14 protein-coding genes are annotated in these 25393 nt (G+C 56.5%); 13 read left to right on the plus strand and 1 reads right to left on the minus strand.

Annotation, left to right across the window (positions count from 1 at the left end; translation table 11 throughout):
• The first annotated feature begins 9 nt into the window (after nucleotides 1-9).
• From H6650_21295 to H6650_21355, 13 genes are all read left to right on the plus strand, one after another.
• Nucleotides 10-2706, plus strand: coding sequence for an amino acid adenylation domain-containing protein (locus H6650_21295; protein MCB8954548.1), 2697 nt, complete (start codon nucleotides 10-12; stop codon nucleotides 2704-2706).
• Nucleotides 2703-7394, plus strand: coding sequence for an amino acid adenylation domain-containing protein (locus tag H6650_21300; GenBank protein MCB8954549.1), 4692 nt, complete (start codon nucleotides 2703-2705; stop codon nucleotides 7392-7394). Before H6650_21295 ends, H6650_21300 begins: the two co-directional genes overlap by 4 nt.
• Nucleotides 7395-7402: 8 nt before the next feature.
• Nucleotides 7403-9871 carry a hypothetical protein gene (locus tag H6650_21305; protein ID MCB8954550.1) on the plus strand — a complete coding sequence of 823 codons (2469 nt, stop codon included), beginning with the start codon at nucleotides 7403-7405 and terminating at the stop codon, nucleotides 9869-9871.
• 80 nt (nucleotides 9872-9951) lie between these two features.
• On the plus strand, nucleotides 9952-11295 hold the full coding sequence (locus H6650_21310) for an MFS transporter (protein ID MCB8954551.1): 1344 nt from the start codon (nucleotides 9952-9954) through the stop codon (nucleotides 11293-11295).
• A 137-nt stretch (nucleotides 11296-11432) separates the two neighbouring features.
• Entirely contained in the window at nucleotides 11433-12194 is a 762-nt protein-coding gene (locus H6650_21315) for a DUF4386 family protein (GenBank protein ID MCB8954552.1), read from the plus strand.
• Between the two features lie 252 nt (nucleotides 12195-12446).
• Nucleotides 12447-12959, plus strand: coding sequence for a TlpA family protein disulfide reductase (locus tag H6650_21320; GenBank protein MCB8954553.1), 513 nt, complete (start codon nucleotides 12447-12449; stop codon nucleotides 12957-12959).
• Nucleotides 12960-13030: 71 nt separating this feature from the next.
• Nucleotides 13031-14407, plus strand: a complete 1377-nt coding sequence (locus H6650_21325) for a cytochrome-c peroxidase (protein ID MCB8954554.1) — start codon at nucleotides 13031-13033, stop codon at nucleotides 14405-14407.
• Between the two features lie 586 nt (nucleotides 14408-14993).
• Nucleotides 14994-15446 (plus strand): SRPBCC family protein, encoded by a 453-nt coding sequence (locus H6650_21330; GenBank protein ID MCB8954555.1) that lies wholly within the window; start codon nucleotides 14994-14996, stop codon nucleotides 15444-15446.
• 67 nt (nucleotides 15447-15513) lie between these two features.
• Nucleotides 15514-18201, plus strand: a complete 2688-nt coding sequence (locus tag H6650_21335; protein MCB8954556.1) for a tetratricopeptide repeat protein — start codon at nucleotides 15514-15516, stop codon at nucleotides 18199-18201.
• A gap of 121 nt (nucleotides 18202-18322) precedes the next feature.
• Nucleotides 18323-18961, plus strand: a complete 639-nt coding sequence (locus H6650_21340; GenBank protein MCB8954557.1) for a DUF2306 domain-containing protein — start codon at nucleotides 18323-18325, stop codon at nucleotides 18959-18961.
• 59 nt (nucleotides 18962-19020) lie between these two features.
• Nucleotides 19021-19599, plus strand: coding sequence for a class I SAM-dependent methyltransferase (locus H6650_21345; GenBank protein ID MCB8954558.1), 579 nt, complete (start codon nucleotides 19021-19023; stop codon nucleotides 19597-19599).
• Between the two features lie 4 nt (nucleotides 19600-19603).
• Nucleotides 19604-21034 (plus strand): alpha/beta fold hydrolase, encoded by a 1431-nt coding sequence (locus tag H6650_21350; protein ID MCB8954559.1) that lies wholly within the window; start codon nucleotides 19604-19606, stop codon nucleotides 21032-21034.
• A 17-nt stretch (nucleotides 21035-21051) separates the two neighbouring features.
• Nucleotides 21052-21249 (plus strand): YgjV family protein, encoded by a 198-nt coding sequence (locus tag H6650_21355; GenBank protein MCB8954560.1) that lies wholly within the window; start codon nucleotides 21052-21054, stop codon nucleotides 21247-21249.
• Between the two features lie 551 nt (nucleotides 21250-21800).
• Here the strand turns inward: H6650_21355 and H6650_21360 are convergent.
• Complete coding sequence (locus H6650_21360) at nucleotides 21801-25331, minus strand: helix-turn-helix domain-containing protein (protein MCB8954561.1); 3531 nt, start codon at nucleotides 25329-25331, stop codon at nucleotides 21801-21803.
• Nucleotides 25332-25393: the final 62 nt, after the last annotated feature.

Consider the following 25393-nt stretch of genomic DNA (forward strand, 5'->3'; position numbering starts at 1 on the left):
TGATGTGCAATGACAACAGTTGAGCCTGATTTGATCGTATTTGACCGCAAAATGATTGCCAGCAGAGATTTCTGGCTGGAAAAACTGTCTTCTGGATGGAACAATGCCGGCATTCGACCCGACTTCCCGCGACCGGGCAACTTCCTATACGTTGAGAGCGCCGTTCCCCTGGATATCGAGGGAGAAGCGTACCAACGGCTGATCGCTCTCACGAATGGCGGCCCCTTCCTGATCTATACCACGCTCATGGCCGTACTGAGCATCTATCTTTACAAATATACGGGTCAGGAAGCCATTATTATTGGCAGCCCCAACCGACAACAAAATAGCCATTCTGCCGGCAAGAGCAACGTCGTGCCCATTATCAGCCCGGTCAACCCGGCCCACTCATTCAAGGAATTCTTGTTAGCCGTCCGCCACAATCTGCTGGAAGCGTATCAAAGACAATCCTATCCTTACGCCCATCTGGTGCGGGCGCTTGGCGTTGCCTCCATTGAAAACAAGAACCCACTATTCGACACCGCCTTGCTCCTGCGGGAAATCCACGACGAAATGCCGGCGGTAAGGCAGGATTTGACCATTGTCTTCTCCCTGGCGCAAGATGCGCTACGCGGTCAGATTCTGTTCAATCAAAATCTATTCCGCAACGAGACGATCACCGCTTTCGCCGACCAGTTTACCGCCTTGCTCCAAAACTGTCTCACCAACACCGACAGCCCCATCGCCAGTTTGCAGATGATGCCGGCAGCCGCCGCAGCAGCCTTCCTGGCAAAATGGAATCGTCCTGCCATCACCGCCCCGTCTCCACAATGTATCCACCACCTGTTTGAGCACCAGGCGACCCGGAGACCCAATCACCCCGCCGTTATCGACGGCAAAGAGAAACTGACTTACCAGGATGTGAACAGGCGTGCCAACCAGTTGGCGCACACCTTGCGGACACATGGGGTAGGCCCTGACAAGATCGTGGGACTGTACGTCGAACGCTCGCCAGAGATGATCATCGGTATGCTGGGCATTCTCAAAGCCGGCGGCGCTTACTTGCCGCTTAGCCCGACAGCGCCCCCGAACCGGCTGACCTTCATGCTCCAGGATACGCAGGCAGTCGTCTTGCTGACGCAAGAATCGTTGTTGGCGACTGCGCCCGATTACGCCGGCGCAATTATCTGCCTGGATCGGGATTGGGATGAAATTGCCGGCAGCAGCGACACGAACCCCACCAGCGACGTCCACCCGCACAACCTCGTCTACGTCATCTACACTTCCGGCTCCACCGGCAGGCCCAAAGGCGTCATGATTGAGCATGATGCTCTGGTCAACTTCACGCAGGCGGCCACGGCTGCCTATGGTATCAACGAACAAGATCGCGTACTGCAGTTCGCCTCGTTAAGCTTCGACGCGGCTGCGGAAGAAATTTACCCCTGCTTCTCCGCCGGAGCTACGCTTGTTCTCCGCACCCGCGAGATGCTGGATTCAGCCACAGACTTCATTCAACGCAGCCGCGATTGGGGCCTCACCGTCTGGGATTTGCCCACCGCCTACTGGCACCAGTTGGCCGACGAATTGGCAGCCGGAAACCTCACCTTACCCGACACCCTGCGCCTGGTGATCATCGGCGGCGAAGCCGCCCTGGCAGACCGGCTGCGCACCTGGCGCGCCGACATCGGCCCATACCCCGTTCTGCTAAACAGCTACGGCACGACGGAAGCGACCATCGTCTCAACCGTGTGCAATCTTTCCGAATACACCCCGGCGACGCATACGACCACCGCGCCCCCCATTGGTCGCCCACTGGACAACGCGCAGATATTCGTGCTGAACGTGGATAGACAGGTAGTTCCCGTCGGTGTTCCCGGCGAACTATGTATCGGCGGCGCCAGCCTGGCGCGCGGCTATCTCAACAACCTGGAACTGACTGAGCGCCGGTTTATCCCCCACCCATTTGACCCCAGGCCCGGCGCGCGGCTTTATCGCACAGGCGATCACGCTCGCTACCTGCCGGACGGCAATGTTGAGTTCCTGGGCCGGGTTGATCACCAGGTCAAGATTCGCGGATTTCGCATTGAACTGGGAGAGATTGAAGCCGTGTTGACCCAACACGCATTGGTTCAGGATGTCGTCGTGACCGCCCAGGAAAACGAACTGAATCACGACAAACAACTCGTAGCTTATGTGGTTCCTGCTACGCCTGATCTGAAAACGTGTGACCTGCAAAGGTACATGGAAGACAGGCTGCCCGATTACATGGTTCCGGCCCGCATGATGCTGCTAGAAACATTTCCGCTGACGTCTGGGGGAAAAATCGACCGGCGTAACCTGCCCAAACCGGAAGATATAGATCTGTCCACCCACTACGTCGCGCCGCGTCACCCTGTGGAAGAACTGCTGGCGTCCGTCTGGGCCGACGTGTTAGGCATCTCGCAGGTCGGGGTAAATGACGATTTCTTCGCCCTGGGTGGGCACTCATTGTTGGCAACGCAAATTGTCTCGCGCATTAAAGGTATCTTTGAAATCGAGTTGCCCCTGCGCACCTTGTTTGAGACCACCACAATCGCCTCGCTGGCCCAGGCCCTCCTGACGCGGGAATCTTCGCCGGGACAGCTAGAAATGATCGCCCGCCTGCACCAGCAGGTCAACGCCTTAACGGAAGCGGAAGTGGCCGCCATGTTGCAGCAAATGCACCATGACGAGGGAGTAGCCGTATGAAACAAGCTGATGCGGCAGCACGAAAAGCGTTGCTGGACCTTCTGTTGCGGAAGGAGGGTGTTCGCGCCGCGTCAGAATCCGGCATGATGCGGCTGCGCCAGCAAAAAGCGCCCCTTTCTTTCGCCCAACAGCGATTGTGGTTCTGGCAGGAGTTCAACCCGGATAGCCCTGCTTACAACATCCCGGCGGTGGCCCGCCTGTCGGGACCGTTGGATATCGCCGCGTTCAGGGACAGCTTCCGGGAGATAGTTTGCCGGCATGAGATTCTGCGCACCTCCTTTGTAATGGAAAACGACCAACCGGTACAGGTTATCATTCCTGAGGCAACATTCTCAATCCCCATCGTGGATTTGCGCCCAACCAAGGGTAGCCGCGGGCAAACCGCGGAGCTAGAGCGCCTGACCCTGGCCGAGGTGCAGCGCCCATTCGATCTGGCGCAGGCGCCGCTGATGCGCGCTCTGTTACTGCAGGCAGGTGACACAGAGTATCTTTTCGTATTGACCATGCACCACATCGTTTCTGATGGCTGGTCCATCGGCGTGTTCATGCAAGAATTGGCAACCCTGTATCCGGCGTTGCAGGCTGGAGATGCGCAGCCTTTGCCGGCATTGCCCATCCAATATGCGGACTTCGCCAGTTGGCAGCGACAATGGCTGCAAGGGGACAGGTTGCAACGCCAGCTTCGTTACTGGCAAGAGAGCCTCGCCGGCGCTCCCGCCCTGCTAGAATTGCCGACCGACCGGCCCCGGCCACCGCTGCAAACGACGCGGGGCGGCGCCCTGTTTTTTGAACTGGACGCACCGTTGACTGCCGGGCTGGAGAAGTTAAGCCAGCAACTGGGTGGCACCCTTTTCATGACCCTGTTGAGCAGTTTTGCCGTGCTCCTGGCTCGATACGCCGGCCAGCAGGACATCGTCATCGGCTCCCCGATCGCCAATCGAACGCGCGACGAAATCGAAGCCCTGATCGGTTTCTTTGTCAATATGCTGCCGCTGCGCATCAAGCTAACCGGCAATCCCCGCTTCGATGCGTTGTTTGCGCAGGTTCGCGAGAGTTCACTGGGCGCATTCGCGCACCAGGATCTACCGTTTGAAAAGCTTGTTGATTCATCCCAGGTCGAGCGAAACCTGAATTACCACCCTGTATTTCAGGTAGCCTTTAGCCTGGACAATGCGCCCGCCCGGCAGTTGAAACTCTCCAACCTCTCCTTAACGCTGATAGAACCGGAGCGCACCACGGCGAAGTTTGATCTGACGCTGAGCATGGAGATGCGCGGGCAGCAATTAGTGGGCGAATTTGAGTATAACCGGGACCTCTTTGATACCGCGACCATCGAACGGGCCATTACCCATTTTCAGACACTGCTGCAAAGCATTGTGCGCGATCCAACGGAGCGCATCGCGCAACTAAACATGCTGCCCGCGGCAGAACGGCAACAATTGCTGATAACCTGGAACGATACCGGCACAGCCTACCCGAAAACGGCGTGCGTGCACCAATTATTTGAGGAACAGGTGCGGGCAATGCCGGCAGCGACGGCCCTCACCTTCGCGGAAGCGCACCTGACCTACGCGGAACTCAACAGGCGGGCGAACCAGATTGCCCACGCCTTGCGGCAGATGGGCGTGGGTCCAGAAACACCGGTCGGTCTGGCCATTGAGCGTTCGCCGGAAATGATCATTGGCATGTTGGCCATCATCAAGGCCGGCGGCGTTTTTGTGCCCCTGGATTTGAGCTATCCCGCGGAACGCCTTTCCTTCATGTTGCAGGATACGCGGATCAAGTTCCTGTTAACACAGGAATCTTTGCTCGATCAACTGCCCCCGCACGAGGCGCTCGCGCTGTGCCTGGATCGGGATGGCTCTTTTTGGCAGCAGCAGCCAGAAAGCAACCCTCCTAACCTGACCTGCGCAGACAATTGTATTTACATCATGTACACATCCGGTTCCACCGGCATCCCCAAAGGAGTGGCCATTCCCCATCGGGGCGTCGTCCGACTGGTGAAAACGACGAACTATAGCCCCTTCACCGCCGACGAGGTTTTCTTTCAATCATCCGCCGTTACATTTGACGCCTCTACCCTGGAAATATGGGGCAGCCTTTTGAACGGGGCCAGACTGGTGCTGCCACCTCCTGGACTGGCCTCATTCGAGGAGCGGGACAGACTCCTGCTGGAACACCGGGTTTCGACATATTGGATCACCACCGGACTATTCCACAAGGCAGTGGAAGAAAATGCCGTCGGCCTGCGGCAGGCGCCCCGCATCTGGACAGGCGGAGAAGTGCTGTCTGTGCCGATTGCCGCCAGGCTGCTGGAAGAGCTGCATGGCCGGGGCGTGCTCACCAATTTCTATGGGCCGACAGAAAACACAACCTATACAACGTTTTACCTGATTGCGGACAAATCCAAAATTGGAAACAATGTTCCCATCGGCAAGCCAATTGCCAACAGCCAGGTGTACGTTCTCTCGCCGCAGATGGAACCGACGCCGATCGGCATTCCCGGCGAACTGTATGTGGGGGGGGACGGCCTGGCGCGCGGCTACGCCAATCGACCCGGCCTGACGGCGGAACGGTTTGTGCCCCATCCTTTTGCCGCCATACCTGGTGAACGTCTTTACAGAACAGGCGACCTGGTCCGTTATCTGGCGGATGGAAATATCGAGTTTATTGGCCGCGTGGACCACCAGGTAAAGATTCGCGGCTTCCGCGTGGAAGTCGGCGAAATAGAAACAGCCCTGAGAAAGCATCACGTGATACAGGATGCCCTCATCGTCCCGTATGAAGACCGGCCCGGAAGCCGCAAGCTCATCGCTTACATCATCTGTCATCCAGGTCAGGCGCGCCCCGACATCCACCTGCTGAGACAATATCTGGGCGAGACGTTGCCCGATTATATGCTGCCGGCATATTACATCTGGATGGATACGTTTCCGCTGAATTCGAGCGGCAAGGTTGACCGACACCGGTTGCCCAGGCCGGAGCAATCTCGGCCGGAACTCGCTGTGGGGTATATGCCGGCACAAACCCCCATCGAGCAGCAACTAATGGAAATCTGGCGGGACGTGCTCGGACTCTCCCAGGTCGGCATCTATGACAACTTCTTTGAAATGGGCGGCGATTCGATCATCAGTATCCAGATGGTGGCGCGGGCCAACCGGCGCGGGCTACAGCTTTCACCCCAGCAAATCTTCCAGAACCAGACAATCGCGGAGCTGGCCGCGGTTGTGGACACGGCGCCTGTGACGACTGCCGCACAGAACCCGGTCACCGGCCCTGCCCCGTTGACGCCCGTCCAGCGATGGTTCTTTGAGCAGAAGTTAACCAATCCCCACCATTTCAACCAATCCGTCCTGCTGCAAGTGGCCGCCGACGTTGATTCAGCCGCTTTGCAGGAAGCCATGCGCCAGGTGTTGATACACCACGACGCCTTGCGACTACGTTTTGGGGCGGCAGAAGACGGCTGGCAGCCGTTCTACCTCCCCCCATCCCAGGCATTCCTCTCGTTTGAGATCGTTGACATTGCGGTTGATCAATCACTGCCTGTTTTGCTGAACCAGGTGGCCGCCGACTTGCAGACGGGCCTCAACCTGGCGGCAGGGCCATTAATGCGGGCAGCCTTGCTGCGGCAGCAGAACGGAGAAACCGGGCGACTTCTGCTGGTTATTCATCACCTTGTCGTCGATGGCGTTTCCTGGCGCATTTTGCTGGAGGATTTATCGACAGCTTATCGGCAGTTACATCGGGGAGAGGCCGTACGGTTGCCGGCAAAAACAACATCCTTCCAGACCTGGTCAACGCAACTGGTGGATTATGCCGGTTCAGATGCCTTGCAGGCGGAAATCAACCATTGGATCACAGCGCCAGACAGCGCCCGCCTGCCCGTCGATTACCCGGAAGGAAGACCGGCCAACACCGAACAGTCCGCCCAACACTTGACAACCACGCTGACGGCGGCGGAAACCCGGGCGCTGCTACAACAAGTCCCTGCCGCTTACAACACACAAATCAACGAAATCCTGCTCACCGCGCTGGCAAAAACGGTGGCGTGGTGGACGGGCGAGCAGCATATACGCCTGGATTTAGAAGGGCATGGGCGGGAATCTATCATCAAGGGAACGAATCTAACCCGCACCGTTGGCTGGTTTACGACCATATTCCCCGTTCACCTGGCGTTGAAAAGCGACGCTACCCTCGACGCGGCGATCAAATCAATCAAGGAGCAGTTGCGGCGGGTCCCTGTACGGGGGCTTGGGTACGGGGTGCTGCGTTATCTGGCCTCAGACGAGAGCTTGCGCAACCAGTTGGCAGCGGCGATGCCGGCAGAGCTTAGTTTCAACTACCTGGGGCAGTTCGACGTTACGAAGCTGGAGGCGCCGTTTTGCGGCCTGGCTGCCGAACCGCGTGGCGCGGAGGTAGACCCGATTGCCCCGCGTCGCTACTTGCTAGAGGTAACGAGTTCCATCACTGAAAACGAGCTACATATCACCTGGACATACAGTGAAAATGTGCATCATCATGAAACCATCGACCGTCTGGCGCAACAGTTTATCCATCAACTGGGAGAGATCATCCACCATTGCCTGGCAGTGGAGTCCGGCCAATACACGCCATCCGATTTCCCCGATCTGGAGATAGGTCAGGATGATCTTGATGCGCTCCTGGCGGAAATCGCAGAGGTGAATTAGAGGCTCCGATGCAGAAACGAGTTGAGGCCATATATCCTTTGTCGCCATCGCAACAAGGCATGTTGTTGGAAACGTTGGCCGCAGCCGGCGCAGGAATACACGTTGAGCAGTTCGTCTATACGTTGCACGGACCACTGAAGTCCGCTTCCTTTGAGCGCGCCTGGCAACTGCTCCTGCAGCGACATGCGGGCCTGCGTACCGGTTTCCTCTGGGAGAATCGCAGTGAGCCGGTGCAGTTTGTGCTGCAACAGGCCCCCATCACGCTAACCCGCGAAGATTGGCGGCTCGTACCGACGGGGGAGCACACGGAGGCATTAAAGAATTACCTGGATCGAGATCGGGCGCGCGGATTTATGCTGTCCAGGGTCCCTTTGATGCGGCTGGCGCTTTTCCAACTGGCGGCGCAAACATTCCACTTCGTCTGGACCTGTCACCATATTTTGATTGATGGCTGGTGTGTTCCAATCATATTACAGGAACTGTTGTCCATCTATCACGGGCTGGAGCGGGGAGGGATGCCGGCATTACCGCCGGCCCGCCCCTATCGCGATTACATTGCCTGGCTCAAGCAGCAGGAGATGACCCACGCAGAAGCGTTCTGGCGCAAACGCCTATCCGGGTTTACCCGCCCCACCTCCCCTGGCCTACCCGGCGAAACGGACGCCGCCCCCTCAGCAAGCGAACGGTATGGTGAATATAAAGTAACGATTCCCACGGCTACCCTGGCAACGCTACAGGAGCTGACCAGAAAGCATCATCTGACCTTAAATAGCTTGTTTCAGGGAGCGTGGGCGCTTCTGCTTCATCATTATAGTGGCGACAGTGACGTGGTCTTTGGCATCACCAGCTCAGGCCGTCCTCCTGACTTGCCCGGCATTGAATCCATTATCGGGTTATTCATCAACACGTTGCCGTTGCGCGTTCACGTTCAGGCAGACGTGACGTTGGCCGACTGGTTACACACGATCCAGGCGCAGAATAATCGTCAGCGCCCGTACGAATACTGCTCCGCCGGACAGATCCACCAATGGAGCGACGTACCCGGCATCTACCCTCTTTATGAGAGCGTGTTGGTCTTTGAGAATTACCCAATGGATGCGTCGCTACAGGAATCGGGCGATCTGGTTATCGACGTTCCCGATCTGTTCCCGTTGGGTCCACAGACAAAACACGCCCTGACCGTTCTGATCAGCCCCGGAACGACTTTTGAGATACTCGTTGTTTACGACCAAAACCGTTTTTCGCCTCACGAGGCGCCCCGGATTGGCAAGCATCTCCTAACCATACTGCACGCGATGCAGCCAGGGAAGAACGTCGCCGCTGCGCTCCGGGCTATGGTCGGCGAGCAGATTCCGTTGTTTATGCCGGCAAAGCCGCGGCAACAGCGACCGCCGTTTGCGCCGCCGCGCGACGATTTAGAGCGGAATCTGGCCCAACTTTGGGAAGACGCGCTAGACACCTATCCCGTCGGCATACACGACAACTTCTTCGAGTTGGGGGGACACTCACTGCTGGCAATTGGCCTCCTGACCAGAATCAAGCAGTCGCTGGGCAAAGACGTATCCGTCGCCGCCCTGTTACAGCACCCCTCCCTGGCCGAGCTGGCCTCCATCTTGCGCCAGGATGCGGCAGGTTTTACCCAGTCGCCTGTCGTTCCACTGCAACGAAAAGGGACCCGCGCCCCGTTCTTCTGCGTCCCCGGCGGCGGCGTCAACGTCACCTATCTCTATCACCTGGCCAACCATCTGGGGGGAGAGCGTCCATTTTATGGGCTACAGCCGGTAGGAATTGATGGACAGGCAAATCCCTACGCCGACATCGAGGAAATGGCAGCGCACTACATTGCGGCGATCCGGCGCGTTCAACCCACCGGCCCGTACTATCTGGGGGGGCACTCTTTTGGCGGGCACGTGGCCTTTGAAATGTCACAGCAGTTGCAGCAAGAAGGGCATCATGTCGCCATCCTGATCATCATTGACGCGCCAGCGCACATTCCAGAGGTGCATGATGGGGAGGATAGCGCCATGTTATTCCAGTTTATCCGCTTGATAGAGCGTTTCTTCGGGCAAGAGCTGGACGTCTCCGCGTCCGCCATACGCACTCTGGACGAGGACGGGCGGCTCCAATACCTGTTGCAGCGCTTAATTCGGGCGCGACTGCTACCGGCGGAAGCGGGCGCAGAACAGGCGCGCGGCTTCCTGGACGTCATCCGCGCTCAGGAACAGGCAGGCAAAGCGTACGTGCAAGAAGACGTTTATCCCACGCGCATGGCGCTTATCCGCGCTCAGCAGCTTCATCCCGACGACGCCACCCTCCTGGCAGACACACCCGGCTGCAAGAGTTGGGGGTGGCAGTCGTACGCGGCTGGCCCTGTGGAAACTTTTTTCGTGCCTGGCGACCACGTGACCATGATGGCCGAGCCGCACGTTCAGACCCTGGCCAGAACCATAAACGCTGTTCTGGCCGCAAGCAGCTAGATTGGTTCAATCTGTGAGATTGAACCAATCTAGCTAATTCCCGCAGGTTCAATGACGAGGAGATTATGTTTTCGGAAAGAATGAGGACTTTTTTTGTAGTCTGGTTCGGACAGATGATTTCTATCACCGGGTCCGGCCTGACCTACTTCGCGCTGGGGGTTCGTGTATTTCAAGACACGGGCAGCGTCACCCAATACGCCTTTATCCTGGTATTTACGGTGCTCCCGCGTCTGTTCATTGGCCCAATTGGCGGCGTCCTGACAGATCGCTGGAATCGTCGTCACGTGATGATCATTAGCGACGTGGGGGCTGGTCTGGCCACGGTGGCCATTCTGGTTCTGTCTGCCACGAACAATCTGCAAATATGGCACATCTACGTGGCGACTGCCGTGAATTCTGCATTTGCTGCTTTTCAATTGCCGGCATACCTGGCCGCCTCCACCCAGTTAGTGCCCAAGGATCGTATTGAGCAAGCTGCCGGCATGGTCCAGCTAGGTGAAGCCACAACCATCATCGCGCCCCTGTTTGCCGGTTTCTTGCTGCCCGTCGTGGGTCTGAACGGCATCCTGGCCATCGATTTTGGCACCTTTCTGTTCGCCTTGATCACCCTCTTGCTGGTACGTTTTCCCAATGTCGCGGCCACCGCAGCCGGGAGCGCCGCCAGGAGCGGCATTGTGGGCGAGATAATTCACGCCTGGCGACATCTGGCGGCAAAACCAGGGTTGATGGCGCTGCTCGGATTCTTTGCCGTGAGCAACTTCCTGGTAGGCAGTGTAGAAGTGCTTGTAACCCCGTTGATTCTGATCCTGGCTGATGAGCGCACGTTGGGCGTCATACTGTTTGCCGGCGGCATTGGCGTCCTCGTGGGCAGTATCGTCATGAGCGTTTGGGCCGGGCCGAGTCGCCGCATGTACACTATTTTTGGCGCCATGTTTCTGTCCGGGTTTTGGATTGCGGTCGCCGGTTCTACCACATGGCTGCCATTGCTCATAATCAGCGCGTTTTTGATATTCCTGTGCCAACCGGCGATCCGCGCTACCAGCCAGGTGATTTTTCAGAAGAAGATCGAACTGGACTTGCAGGGGCGCGTCTTCTCGCTACGCGACGTGGTCGCTCAGGCGTCTTTCCCCGTGGCGCAACTGCTGGCCGGTCCATTGACTGATGATTTCTTTGAACCATTGATGGCCGCGGACGGTCGGCTGGCGGGAACTGTGGGCAGAATAATCGGTGTTGGTCCTGGTCGTGGAATTGGGCTGGGGTTTATCGTCATGGGTGCTTTGACCATGATCGTGACCCTCATTGCCTTGAACTACGCGCCGTTGCGCCTGGTTGAAGATCGGATTCCTGATGTTGTCAGTGCGGAAAGCCCGGCTCGTGGTCCCGCTGTGAGCACCCCAGAAACGTCCCAGGTGGTTGGGTCGTAACTGCGCGAGAGGAGGGATGCCGGCATAAACCTGTTTGTCCGGCGTAAACGGCAAGGAGCAGGGTTCGTCCTGTGATACCCGGGCCGTTTACGTAGATCAATCATACTCTTCATGTTCTCTCAAAGGAGGAAAAATAGATGACGAATAACAACTCATTGTACAAACTGGGCGCGATTTGTTCGATTGGTGCCGGCATGTCATACCTGGCATTCACGGCTTTTAACATCGTTGATCCCATCCTCAGCGCCGGAAGAGCGGGAACGGGGACGCCACAAATGATGTTGGCCATGATTGCGGAGGGCGGAACAGCCCATTATCTCTTCCACATCGCCTTTGCCTTGACGGGTCTGTTTCTGCTGGGCGTCATTCCCGGCATCCAGCGCCTGCTAGGAAAAGAAGCGGAAGGTTGGGTCATGATGGCCTCTATTCTAGGGTACCTGGCATTCGGCGTTACCGCGCTCACACACCTGGCGGAACCCCAATACGAAGTTATCTGGGCGAAGGCATTTGCCACCGGCGACGCTGCTACACAGGCGGCCCTAATGCAGATCATGCAAGTGTCCGATATTGATCCGTTGGGATGGTTTATGACGGCTGCTGCCGGCATCTGGTTCTTCACCGTGCATTGGGTCGCTCTGCGCCAGAACGCGTGGCCCCGCACCCTGGCCTATCTGGGCCTGGCCGCAGGTTTCGTCTACTGGGGACTCTTCTTTGGTCGCCTACTGCAAATCACGGCGCTGGCCGATATTGCCGGCCTTCTGGGCGGCGCAATCATCGGCCCTATCGTCACCATCTGGTTGGGATTGGAACTAAACAAGAAATCCGGCGCCGCAGCCACCACCACCCCAGAAACGCGCCGACCGTCAACAGCGATTGAAGCCAGGTTGAAGCCCAAATAGCTGGCCCACGGCGACCAATCCGCCTTACAACCGGACATCCAGACCTGCGGCGGAGGGGCATCTGCCAGCACCTTTCTCGACGATTGGTTCATTCTTAGAGAATGAACCAATCTGAAAATCAGTTGTAACTATTCACGTCTCCGAGAGATTGGACCAATTTTGTAGACATCAATAAGATTCAACCAGAGCAAATTGGTCCAATCTGGGCAGATGACCTGTATAGTCACAATCAGTTAACATCAAGGAGTTCCCATGTCAAAAATAGCAAAATGGGGTGTTGGAATTGTCGCCCTGCTGGTTGTCATAATCGTTGCCCTGATCAAAACGAGAACCATCCCCATTGTCCTTTCAGGCGCAAGCATACCTGATTTCGAGGTCATGTCGCTGGAAGGGGACATCGTCCGCAGCAGCGACTTGCGCGGGCAACCCATGGTCTTGATCCTGGGCGCGACCTGGTGCCCGCACTGCCGGAAAGAGGTCGTAGAATTCCAGAAAGTATATGCAGCACATGCTGACGAATTGACCGTTCTCTTTGTGGGCATCGACAAAGAGGACAACGACAAGCTAACCGAGTTTGGCGCGGAGTTTGGCTTGACCTTCCCCATTACGTCCGATGAATTCGGTACAGCTTCTCGTTACTTCGGCCCCTTCATTCCAAACATCTATTTCATAGATGCAGCCGGCGTGGTCAGGTCACATTCCTTTTCCGAACTCAAAGAGGGGCAGTTGGAAAACTCTTTGGCATCCATCGGGATTACGAATTGATTGTCATGTTGAACCTCGGCTTGGTCTTCGAGCACACCAGATACTTCATGTTGCGAAGTTACGAAACGACTATGAAAGCAAAAACATACCTGATAGCCATCTTTTTCACGATTCTGTTCAGCATCTGGGGACTGGCTGGCTGCACGAACAACCCTGGAGATCAGCTACAAGCTATGATAGCCGCCTACAAACTGACGCCCATTGAGCCAGCCCCGTATCAGGAACCGGCGCTCATATCATTGGGCCAGATGCTCTATTTCGACAAAGTCTTGAGCGGCAATCGAGATATTTCTTGCGCCACCTGCCACCATCCTTTGGAAAATAGCGCAGACAACCTGGCATTATCCATCGGCACCGGCGGCTTCGGGTTAGGTAAGAACCGCCAACCGGGAAGAGATCGTCCCTTTATCCCCCGCAATGCACCCGACATATTCAATCGCGGTTTTTCAGAATGGCAGACCATGTTTTGGGATAGCCGCGTGGCAATTGCAGCCGATGGCTCCTTTATCTCTCCGGCTAGCGCCAATCTCCCCTACGACTTGAACAATCTATTAGCCGTGCAGGCCATGTTCCCTGTCACTTCCGACAGCGAAATGCGTGGCGTTTTGGGCGACGAAGATGTATGGGGAGAGGCGAACGAATTGGCGCATATTGATAGCAACGATCTGCCTGAGATCTGGAGCACAATCATGCGCCGGTTGTTACATTATCCCGAATACGCGATGATGTTCGCAGCCGCATATCCAGACGTGCCATTAGAGCAACTGGGGTTTGAGCACGCAGCAAATGCGATTGCCGCGTTTGAGATCTACGCCTTTACCATGCCGGACAGTCCCTGGGATCGTTACCTGCGCGGGGATAAGAGTGCGCTTACCGAGCTGGCAAAACAAGGCGCGGTGTTGTTCTACGGCAAGGCAGGATGTGTTCGCTGCCATAGCGGAACGCTATTCACCGATCAGCAACACCATAATCTCGCGGTTCCGCAGATCGGCCCCGGAAAAGGAGCGAGCGCGCCGCTGGACTACGGCCTGATGCTACTGACGGGTAACGAAGCGGACAAATTCGCGTTCCGCACGCCTCCGTTGCGGAATGTCACCGTAACCAGCCCCTGGATGCACAATGGCGCATTCAACTCCCTGGAAGCAGTCATCGCTCACCATCTCGATCCACGAACGAGCCTGTACAACTACGATCCCCAGATACACTTAAGGGCCGAACTGAGACCCTCATTTCAGAACAGCCCTGCCATCTTCGAGGAACTGCTGGCAGACACAGACCAGAAACTGCAACTGGCAAAACCGCTATCTGCGGAAGACATCGAGGCATTAATGGCTTTCCTGGATGCCCTTACCGATCCGCGAGTGAACGATCTGTATCGGCTCGTTCCCCACTCAGTGCCCAGTGGACTGCCCGTGCTTGAAAACCTGATCGTATCTCCCACCGGCTGAGAGCGCATTCGATTTTCGTTGCCTTTGATAGCATGGGGATAGTAGACTGTAACTATTCACGTCTCCGAGAGATTGGACCAATTTTGTAGACATAATAGGATTTAACCAAAACAAATTGGTCCAATCTGGGCAAATGTCCTGTATAGTCACAGTAGACATAGCTTCAGTCAGCCACACAGGGCGCAAATCGTCGTCGCCGTGGTGTGACATCCACGCCGAATAGCCTGTAGGGAAGCCCTTGGGCAACGCCAAATGAGGCGTAATCAACCGCCCCATGTCCGCTTCCGTCAGATGACCCGCGGCTATTCCCTTGCACAAGGTGCTGTAACGACGACGAAAGACCAGGTTGAGACCCAATTCCACGCTGTCTGCGCATCACGGTTGCCACGGAGGGCATCCAACAGTTCCATTGGCGTATCGGCTCGATTGTTATAGGTCTGATATACTTGTTGGCGGAATTCCACCAAATGGGTTGCATGGATTTCTCGGTCCATCCAACCCATTTTCCCTTTATTGTGTTTCTTTCACAAATGACGCCTTATGTCAACCTTCTTGTCCAAAGTCCAAACAGATCAATGGAGAAAAAATGAGTACATACCAGGTAGAAGAATCAGCCGTTATTGACGCGCCAGTTAAGCGTGTATACGGGATCATTTCTGATTATCATGAGGAACACCCGGCCATTTTACCATCTCGATATTTCACCAAGATACAGGTGACGCAAGGTGGTCAGGGCGCCGGCACGGCGGTCATGATAGAGATGAACGTTTTGGGGGCCAAGATGCTGTACCAGATGACTGTCAGCGAGCCGGAGCCAGGACGGGTGCTACGAGAGGAGGATGCTGCCGCCGGAGTGGTGACAACGTTCACGGTAGATCCCATCAATGGCGGCGTTCAGTCGCGGGTAACGATTGTCACATCCGCCAAAACAAGCTCAGGTCTGAAAGGATGGATGGAAAAGCTGATGACGCCGGCTATCACACGGCGCATATACCGTGAGGAGTTGGCGCAGTTGGCAATCGTGGCGCAGAGGAAATGAACGATGAAAATGAGCACGGTATTGCCCCGTTTCTCGCTACAACGCTTCTTTCCATTATAATGAGCCTATGTCTGGCGACTTACTGCAAACGAAACTGTATGTGCCCCGGTTACGGATGTCTCTCGTCCCCCGCCCTCGCCTCATTGAAAAGCTCAACCAGGGACTGCACCGCAAACTAACCCTTATCTCCGCCCCGGCCGGTTTTGGCAAAACGACGCTTGTTCTTGATTGGATCCAACGACAAGAACGGCCGGTGGCCTGGCTGTCGTTAGATAAGAACGATCAAGACCCCCGACGATTTCTGACATACCTCGTTGCTGCTATACAAAACATCCAACCGGATTTCGGCGAAGCTGCTTTGCATCTGCTGCAAGAGCCGGGCCAGGAATTGACCCGGCTGTTGCTGGAATCACTGTTGACGATCATTTTGAATGAGATGATTGCTGTCGCCACACCGCTCACTCTCATTCTCGACGATTATCACGTCATCGAATCGCCGGCAGTAAACGACGCGGTTTCTTTCCTGATAAATCACCTTCCCCCCCCTATTCACTTAATCATTATCAGTCGGACCAAACCGGGCTTGCCGCTATCCCGTTTGCGGGCGCGGGGAGAATTTTGCCAGGTTGGTTTGCAAGATTTACGCTTCACGGCTGAGGAATCAGCGCATTTCCTGAACGAACTCATGGGGCTAAATCTCTCCCCGTCAGACAACCAGGCGCTGACAGTCCGCACGGAAGGCTGGATCGCCGGGTTACAACTGGCTGCGCTCTCAATGCGGGAAACGTCCGATACCGCCGCTTTTGTCGCCACCTTCAGCGGTAGCGACCGCTACATTCTCGACTACCTGATGGATGAAGTCCTCAACCAACGGCCAGAGAGTGTCCGCCGGTTTCTGCTACAAACGGCCGTTCTAAACCGGCTTTGCGGTCGGTTGTGTGATGTCATGACGGGACGGCAAGACAGTCAACAAACCCTGGAACAGCTAGAAACCGCCAATCTGTTCCTCCTGCCGCTGGACAATAAACGCCATTGGTATCGCTATCACACGCTTTTTGGCGACTTACTGCGCGACCGGCTGCAGCGAGCGCATCCTGACTGGATACCAGCACTGCATCGTCGCGCCGGCCAATGGTATGCCGCCAACAGCCTCCCGACTGAGGCCATCCACCATATGCTGGTGGCTGAGGACTATGATGCGGCCATTCAACTCATTGAAGCCATTGCACCGGACCACCTTGTACGCGGCGAAGTTGGCACCCTGAGGGATTGGCTACAGGCACTGCCGGCGGAAAGTGTACATTACCACCCCCGGTTAAGCGTCACATTGGCCTGGATCAGGCTGCTAACCGGAGAGTTTGAGGGTCTGAAGTCACAATTGCTTGTTGCCGAACAATCACTCATGGCAGTGGAGTCAGCCAGGCGAGAACAACTGCAAACTGAAATAGTCGCCCTTCGTGCCGTAATCGCCGTGGAGCAGGGAGAAACCGCACCCGGCCTCGAATGGGCACAGCAGGCACATGCGCTTTTGACGGCGGATGTGTCTGACTACGGCCGTTTTTTGCGCGGTACATTAGCCTCAACATTGGGATTGGCTTACCGAGACAGCGGCCACACGTCCGCGGCCACACAGGCTTACGCCGAGGCCAGAGTCATCAGCGAGTCAGGCGACAGCGTCCTGGCGGCCTTAATGGCCAGTTATGAACTGGGCCAACTCTATCTGGAACAAGGTCAACTGCGCCAGGCGGAACAGGTCCATCGCCATGCCCTACAAATGGCGGAGGAGCGATTTGGCGGCGGCGCGGCGACGTTGCCCTTGTCCGGCGCGGCGCATGTCGGCCTCGGCTGGCTGCTGTACGAATGGAACCGGCTGGACGAGGCCCGTGATCACCTGGAAACGGGCGTCAAACGGACGCAGCAGAAAGGCGGATTGGGCCTGGACCGAGACGGTTTGCTGGCTTTGAGTCTGGTTTATCAAGCCCAAGGTGACAGCCTCCGAACTGAGAAAATGATGGCGCAAGCAGAAGCCCACGCTCGCCGTTCGCCCCGGCCTGACGCCTTGTTGCGGGTACGTCCGTTTCAAGTGCGACTCTGGTTGGCGCAGAACAAACTTGCACCTGCGCGCCAGTGGGCTGAACAACAGTTTTTGGATGCTGCATCTCCAGGTAAGTACCCGGTGGAGATGACGACTGTTGCTGTCGCTCGCGTCCATATTGCCCAGAAGCAACCGGAGCAGGCATTGGATTTGCTTGATCGTCTGTTGCCTGTTGTTGAGCGAAACGTCCGCACGGGACGGGTCATCGAAATCCTGGCCTTGCTTGCATTGGCCCACCACCAACTCGGACAACCGGAGCGGGCGCTCCCCGGCCTTAAGCGCGGCCTCTCTCTGGCGAAACCGGAAGGGTATGTCCGCCTTTTTCTGGATATGGGGCAGCCAATGGCCCAACTGCTATATATGGCCGTGCAGCGAAATATCGTACCCGAATATGCCGGCAGATTGCTGAAGTTGTTTGCCGGTGAATATCCCCTTCCTCGACAAACTGACAACCCTGATTGGATTGAACCACTCAGCGAGCGGGAGTTGGAAGTCCTACAGCTGATCGCCACCGGGCTGACCAACCGTGAGATTGGCCTGCGGCTTCATCTCTCTCCCAACACCATCAAGCGCCACACCCTCAACATTTACGAAAAACTGGGCGTCCACAGCCGTACCGAAGCGGTCACAACCGCCAGAAACTTCGGCATTCTCTCCTGATTTCCCCAAATCACCCCAAATGATCCATCGTTGATCCATTCGGATCATGACAGTAATCCATGCCTGCCGGTATGGTGTAGCCAGCTATTTCACACACAAAATCGCATATGGAGGTGTCATCATGCGAAACAAAATGAAACAACTGGCCTGGTTGGTTTTCTTTCTTATCTGCGCTTTTTATAGCGGCTACGCTTTCTATATGGGCGGCGTTGAAGGCCTGTCGCTGCTCGGTGTGGTTCAAGAAGCGCCGCGGCGGGCTGTGCCATTGGTGTTTGTCGTCCACGCTTTTACCGGCGGGGCGGCGCTCCTCATTGGCCCTCTCCAATTTAACGGGCGCTTGCTATCGAAAAAGCGCCGATTCCACCACCTATTGGGGCGCATCTACGTCGGCGCGACTTTAACGACAAGCGTGGCAGCCTTCTGGAGCACCCTCTTTTTCGATGTCCCACCGGCCGCGAAATATGTGATGGGCGTCCTGGCCGTTCTCTGGTTTGGTTCCACAGCGATTGCTTTTCGCTACATTCACCGGCGTCGGGTTACGGCGCACCGGGAATGGATGATCCGCAGCTTTTCGCTGTCGTTCTTTTTTGTGACTTTTAGCTTCTGGGTTCCAGGGCTGGCCGGAACCAGCCTGCCGGAAGCAGTGAGTTATCCATTGGCCGTTTTTCTGAGCTGGGCGCTCAATTTGCTGGCAGCAGAACTTTGGATTCGCTACAGTCATCCACGGTGGGTAGCGAATGTTGTCAGGCAGACAGCCTAACCAGCGTGATGCGTGAATAAAATCAGGTAATCATGACGATCAGAACGAGGAGCTAAATCATGACCATGGGTAAGCTGGAAAAACGGTTCGTGAACGACGTCGGGCACAGCCGGGGTGTAGCCCGGCACGCAGCCCGAATGCTGCGACAGACAACCGTGCAGCCTGAGCAAATGTATCTGGATGTTGGCTGCGGCAATGGGGTCGCACCTATTTACGTAGCTAAAACCTTTGGCCTGCACGTGACCGGCGTAGACGTAGACCCACAACAGATCGCGCTGGCAAAAACGGCCGCTCAGAGCGTTCCCAACATACGCTTTTTGTGTATTGATGGCCGGAATCTACCTTTTGCCGATGGTGAATTCGATGTGGTGTTCAGCAATAAGGTGACGCATCACATTCCCAACTGGCGGGATGCCCTGGCAGAGATGGTGCGGGTGCTAAAACCTGGCGGCTATCTGCTCTATGCTGATTTGCGTTTACCTGCTGCGCTGGCGCGATTGGGTAAAGCGGTTGCCGGTAATCGGTATGGTTTTCCCAACCTGCCGGCGATTGACCATTTTGTGATGTCAAATGGATTAACGGCAGTCTACCAATCAATAGGGCCATTGCAATTTGCAGGCGTATTTCGCAAGGAGTAACGTAATGCCTCTCCGAAAACTTTACCCAAACCAAACGAATATTGTTCTGTTAGTGCTTGCGCTGTTCGCATGCTTGTCAGTTTCCGCCCAAGCCGCGCCACTCCAGAATGAAATGCGTGAACTAACATTCATGAACGGCGAAATTCAACTAGAGGGAACGCTCTATCTACCACCGGGTACGGGGCCTTTCCCGGCTGTGGTCATCATCCACGGCGCCGGTCCCGATACGCGCTCCCCATACATTCCGGATGCCCAAATGCTCCGGCAAGCCGGAATTGCCGCGCTGGTTTACGATAAACGCGGCGCCGGGGAATCCACCGGTGACTGGCGAACCGCTTCACTTGATGAACTAATCGCCGACGCCCTTGCAGCGGTGCACCTGGTACAGGCGCAGCCGGAGGTCGATCCGCGGCACGTAGGGATTCTCGGTATCAGCCAGGGAGCCTGGTTAGCCCCTTTTGCCGCGGCCCGTGATGACCAGGTTGCTTTTATCATTCAAGTAACCGGCTCTGGAACGCCGCTGGCCAATCAGGAAATGTGGGATGATGGTAACAGTCTAAAGCAGCTCGGTTTTTCCGATCGTGCCATCGCCCTGGAAATGAAAGCGCTGCACATGCTTTACAGTGGGCACGATTTGGTCCGCAAAGGCATCTTACCTCTAGGCGACCTGTGGTTTGCTTACTACGATCCCTATTTGGATCCGGCTTCGGCATGGTCCGAGGTGAAAATCCCCACACTTGCCTTATTTGCTGAACGTGATGCCCTGGTTCCTACCCAATCCAGCCTGGAAATCGTGTCGGAACGATTGACACATCCTGCCAGCCGCGTTGTTGTCTTCCCGAATCGTACACATGCACTGGGAGGCGCTTCCAGAAATAACGACCGTGTCTACTCGACACTGGTTACAGACTGGATTGTTGGAGTAACGCATCAGACACCTTTGCCGGCGATGCCCTACGGGGATGCCGTGAAAGACACTGGCAATTTGCGCTGGCACGGTATTGGTACGCAGGAAACAGCCTGGTACAACACGATTTACTTTCAACTGGGATCGGCCGTTTTTTTCTTATTGGTATTCCTTAGCGCCATCCTCGCCGGCTTATTTTCGCGGATGAACGCATGGTCACGACTCCTTCTAGGAGCAACGGGCCTGGTGAACCTGGTTGTTTTGGCCGGCTGGGGACTGGTTCTCAATTACCTGCTGAATGCCGATGCACGATCTGCTTCACCCGTCATCCCCATGAGTGCCATCTTGGTCTGGCTGGCCTTGTTAAGCGTTGTTCTCACGATGGGATTGACCTATTCCGTAGCAAAAGAATGTCGCGAAAGAAACCTCTCCAGCGTCGCGCGGTTCTTTTCGGGATTGGCTGTATTTGCCGGCATATTGTTCATCCCCTTCATGGGGTATTGGCATTTGCTCGGCGGGCAATTGTGAGCAGCATGGGTGTAAGAATGTTATCCAATTTCGTTTTATCACAAATTCTGATTGCGGTCGCCATTTGCGTTGACATACTTTCTTTCCAATTCAAAGAAAGGAGAAAAATATTGGCTTGTTTGGTTATTTCTACATTATTCCACCCCCTTTTGCCACAGTTCCCGACACTCTATGCCACAGATAATGAAAATGCCTCACACATTTGCCACAGTTAGTGAAAATACCTGACACCACCTCCACCCCCCCCCACATATACCGGTCAGTTTTCAGCCCCTCCCAGTCCCCACAAAACCCACCACCCACTTTTCCCAGGCAAACCGCCCCTCCCAGCCCCCGCAAAGCCCACGCAAAGCCACCACACCCTCACGCCCCCAACACGCCACGCAAAACAGCCACAACCCGCCTCGACACGACCCCGTCCATCTGAACCCCACCACCCACCACCGGTTGGTTTAGCTTTGGGCTGGGTCTGGGTTGGGTTTGGGGATGGAAGGGGCTGGGTTTTGGCTGGGTGGCGGCGTGGGGGTTTTAGTCGAGGCGGCGCGGTGGTTTGGGTCTGGGCTGGTGGGTGGCGGAGAGGGGCGGAACCAAGGATCCTTGGACAAGCCAAGTATTCATGATTTAGGGCGGTTTTTGCGTAGCTGAGTGGGAACAGAAAACACCCCCGCTACTGGTAAGTGTGGTGTGACCGGTAACGAGGGTGTTATTAGTTTTGATTATTTTGTCGCGTGGTTGCAGTATGTTAGGAAATTAACACATACGTCGCTCAAATGTCCAGGTTGCGCACCTCGCTGGCGTGGGTGGTGATGAAGCGGCGGCGGGGGGCGACTTCGCTGCCCATGAGCATGTCGAAGGTGCGGTCGGCGATGACGGCGTCTTCGATGGTCACTTGCAGCAGCGTGCGCTGCCCCGGGTCCATCGTCGTCTCCCACAACTGCTCCGGGTTCATCTCGCCCAACCCCTTGTACCGCTGCAAGGCATACTTTTTGCCTAACAACGATTGCAGCATTTGCGCGTTTTGCCCTTCCGTGTACGTGTAGTGGAGGTTCTTGCCTTCCTTGATCATGTACAACGGCGGCTGCGCGATATACAGATGGCCGTTCTCAATGAGTTCGGGCATGTAGCGGAAGAAAAAGGTGAGCAAAAGCGTGCGGATGTGGCTGCCGTCCACGTCGGCGTCCGTATTGTGGACGGCCACCCCGCCATAACCACAAATAAACGTTTCATCTCCCTCAACGGAAAAATCGTAGACTTTGCGCGTGGAGGCCGGGCGCTGGCGCACGGAGCGCACGGGCAATCCCACGAGATCGCCTATCATGGTCACAGCCGGATTGGAGCCACCGCCGCGAGACGGAGAATCGAGCCAGTTGAGCAGTTCGGCGGCGCGCGCGTGGTCCGCCCACACGGGCATGAGTCTGGCAATTGCGTCCCGACGAGAAATGGTCAGATAGTGGGCGACACGGCGGGTGATGATGGGTTTGCCACGAATGAGACCGCTGGCCTGGCCGCTGGGGCGACGGCGTGACGATGACACGGAGATGCCGTGCATGAGCAAGAGGTACATCAATTGGTTCGCCAATGTTTCCGAGGTTGTGGTGAATCTAATCTGGCGCGGCCCCAGTGTGCCATCACCCAGGAAGTAACCGCGCAAAAAGGCGAATTGGAGTGACGGTCCGACGTTGAAGACGAGGTCGGGGATGCGTTTGCTGCCGGCATCCATCGTCTCCGCGCCGAACAAATGGGCAAAGAACCGGGAAACCACCTGATTCAGTAACCGGAGTTCGCCCGCCCGTCCGTTTGTGCCGGCATAAACCTTCGGCTCCACATCAAACAACTGCGTCATGGCCGCCGTTAACTCCTCCACCACCGCCTCATTCCGCTTGCCAATAGCGAACCGTACCCCATTCCGGGGACTAAGAGACCCCTCCGCAACAAAAAAGCCCAACAAAAGCATCAGCGCCTCATTCACGGGAATCATGCGCGGCACGCCCCGATCGGCATAATGCATCGGCGTCAAAACGACATCATCACCCAGGAGAGCCGCGTCATCAGCTTCCAGGTCGCGCAGCAACACGTAATCGCGCACCTTGTTCGCGGGCGCGGCACGGTACTGCGTTTGCCATGTCTGATCCAGGCGACTTGCCCCTACTTCAACCTGCGGCAACATCCTTTCCGCGGACAGACCCAATACCTCCACGTAGCGCAGGAAATGGGTCAACGTGGGGCGCGACTCGCCCCGCTCCCAGGCATAATAGGTCATGGGCTGCCGGATCCCCACGGCCTCACAGATTGCCTGCTGGCTCAGGCGCAGCGCCTGGCGACGCGCGACCAGTTGTTCCCCGACAAATGCCGGCACAGTCACGCGCGGCTCAACCATTTGTGGATTGTCTTCATGTTCAGCACGCACTTTCGCCTTGTACCACGCCTCAACGCCGGCCCCCCGCACCACCAGATCATTATCATCATCCTCGCTGGCGGACGTTAACAGTTGCAGCAGATCTATTTCCGCCGCGGCGGATTCACTCCGCGGCAAACAGGCCGGCGCGACCAACACATCGCCAACCTGAACCTCATCCCCGCGTTTCAAGACAGGTTTTCCCGCCTCATCCGCCACAAACACGCTGTGTTCGCCCGTGACACGCACGCGCCGCCCATAGGCCGTTGTAATTTCATAAATTGGCGCGTCATGATCATGTCGGATCACCGACTTAATCGGCTTATAGCGCACGCGCCCCGTCTCCGGATCAAAGCAAAGCACCTGAAAGGCGGACGGATCGAGGCTCCGTGACCATAATTCGTCAATGAAGGAACCAACGCGCACGGACCGGGCCTGGCCATCTGGCTCCTTGATGAACGTCATTTCATCTCCGTCCACGCTCATGATCACGACGCGGCTGTAGCGCAGGTTGCCGACGTCGAAGGATTCGCCGATGCCCGTGCCCAGCGCGGAGATGAGGGCTTTTACTTCGTTGTTCGCCAGGATTTTGTCCAGGCGGGCGCGTTCTGTGTTCAGGATTTTGCCGCGTAGGGGCAAAATCGCCTGGAAATGACGGTCGCGGCCTTGCTTGGCGCTGCCGCCGGCGGAGTCACCCTCGACGATGAACAGTTCGGAGCGGGCGGGGTCTCGTTCGGAGCAGTCGGCCAGTTTGCCGGGCAGGGTGAGGCTCTCCAGGGCGCTCTTGCGCATGACGAGTTCGCGCGCTTTGCGGGCGGCGTCGCGGGCGCGGGAGGAGGTGAGGCAGCGTTCAATGATGCGCTTGGCTTCGCGCGGGTTTTCTTCCAGGAACGTGGAAAGGGCGTCGGAGGTGACGGAAGCGACAATGCCGGCAACTTCCGCATTCATCAACTTCACCTTCGTCTGGCTCTCAAACTGGGGATCAGGGTGTTTCACGCTGACAATAGCCGTCATCCCCTCGCGCACGTCATCACTGGAAAAGTTGGAATCCTTCTCCTTCAAGAAATTGTTCTTACGTGCATAGGAATTGATCACCCGCGTCACCGCCGTGCGCAACCCCGTAAGGTGCGTGCCGCCATCAGGCGTGTGAATCGTGTTGGCGAACGCAAACTCAGAAATCGCCACCCCTTCCGTATACTGCACGGCAATCTCCACGTCAACACCCTCCACTTCCTTGCGCACGGCAATCGGATCGTGCAGCACCTTGCGGTTACGGTTGAGATAGCGCACGAAAGAGCTTAACCCTCCCTCGAAATAGAAACTCATCTCTCGTGGGATAGCGGGCCGCTCGTCACGCAGGGTGATAAAAACGCCCGTCGTGACAAAGGCCATCTCGCGGAAGCGGTTCATCAAGGTCTCAAAGCGATACGTGGAGCCATCGGTAAAGATGCTGTCATCAAAACGGAAATGGACACTCGTGCCCGTATCGTCCTTTTTCGTTTTGCCAACCTGGGTCACCGGTCCCTGGGGGATGCCGCGCTCATATCGCTGCTCAAAGATACCGCCATCTTGCTTCACCGTGACCACGGCCCAACTGGAAAGGGCATTGACGGCCGCCGCGCCGACGCCATGCAAACCGCCGGAAACTTTGTAGGCGGAGGCGTCAAATTTGCCCCCCGCGTGCAGCGTGGTCATCACTACCTGGACCGCGGAGACGCCTTCGGTAGGGTGAATGCCCACGGGAATGCCGCCGCCATTGTCCGCCACGGCCACGCTTTCGTCCGGGTAGATGGTGACGGTGATACGGTCACAGCGCCCGGCCAGGGCTTCGTCAATGGAGTTATCCACGATTTCGTAGACAAGATGGTGCAGCGCCTTGATGTCCGTGCCCCCCACGTACATGCCCGGACGCCGCCGCACGGCTTCCAACCCTTTCAGAACTTGAATACTACTGGCGTCGTAAC

The sequence above is a fragment of the Ardenticatenales bacterium genome, assembly GCA_020634515.1.
In the GTDB taxonomy this organism is placed as follows: Bacteria; Chloroflexota; Anaerolineae; order Promineifilales; family Promineifilaceae; genus JAGVTM01.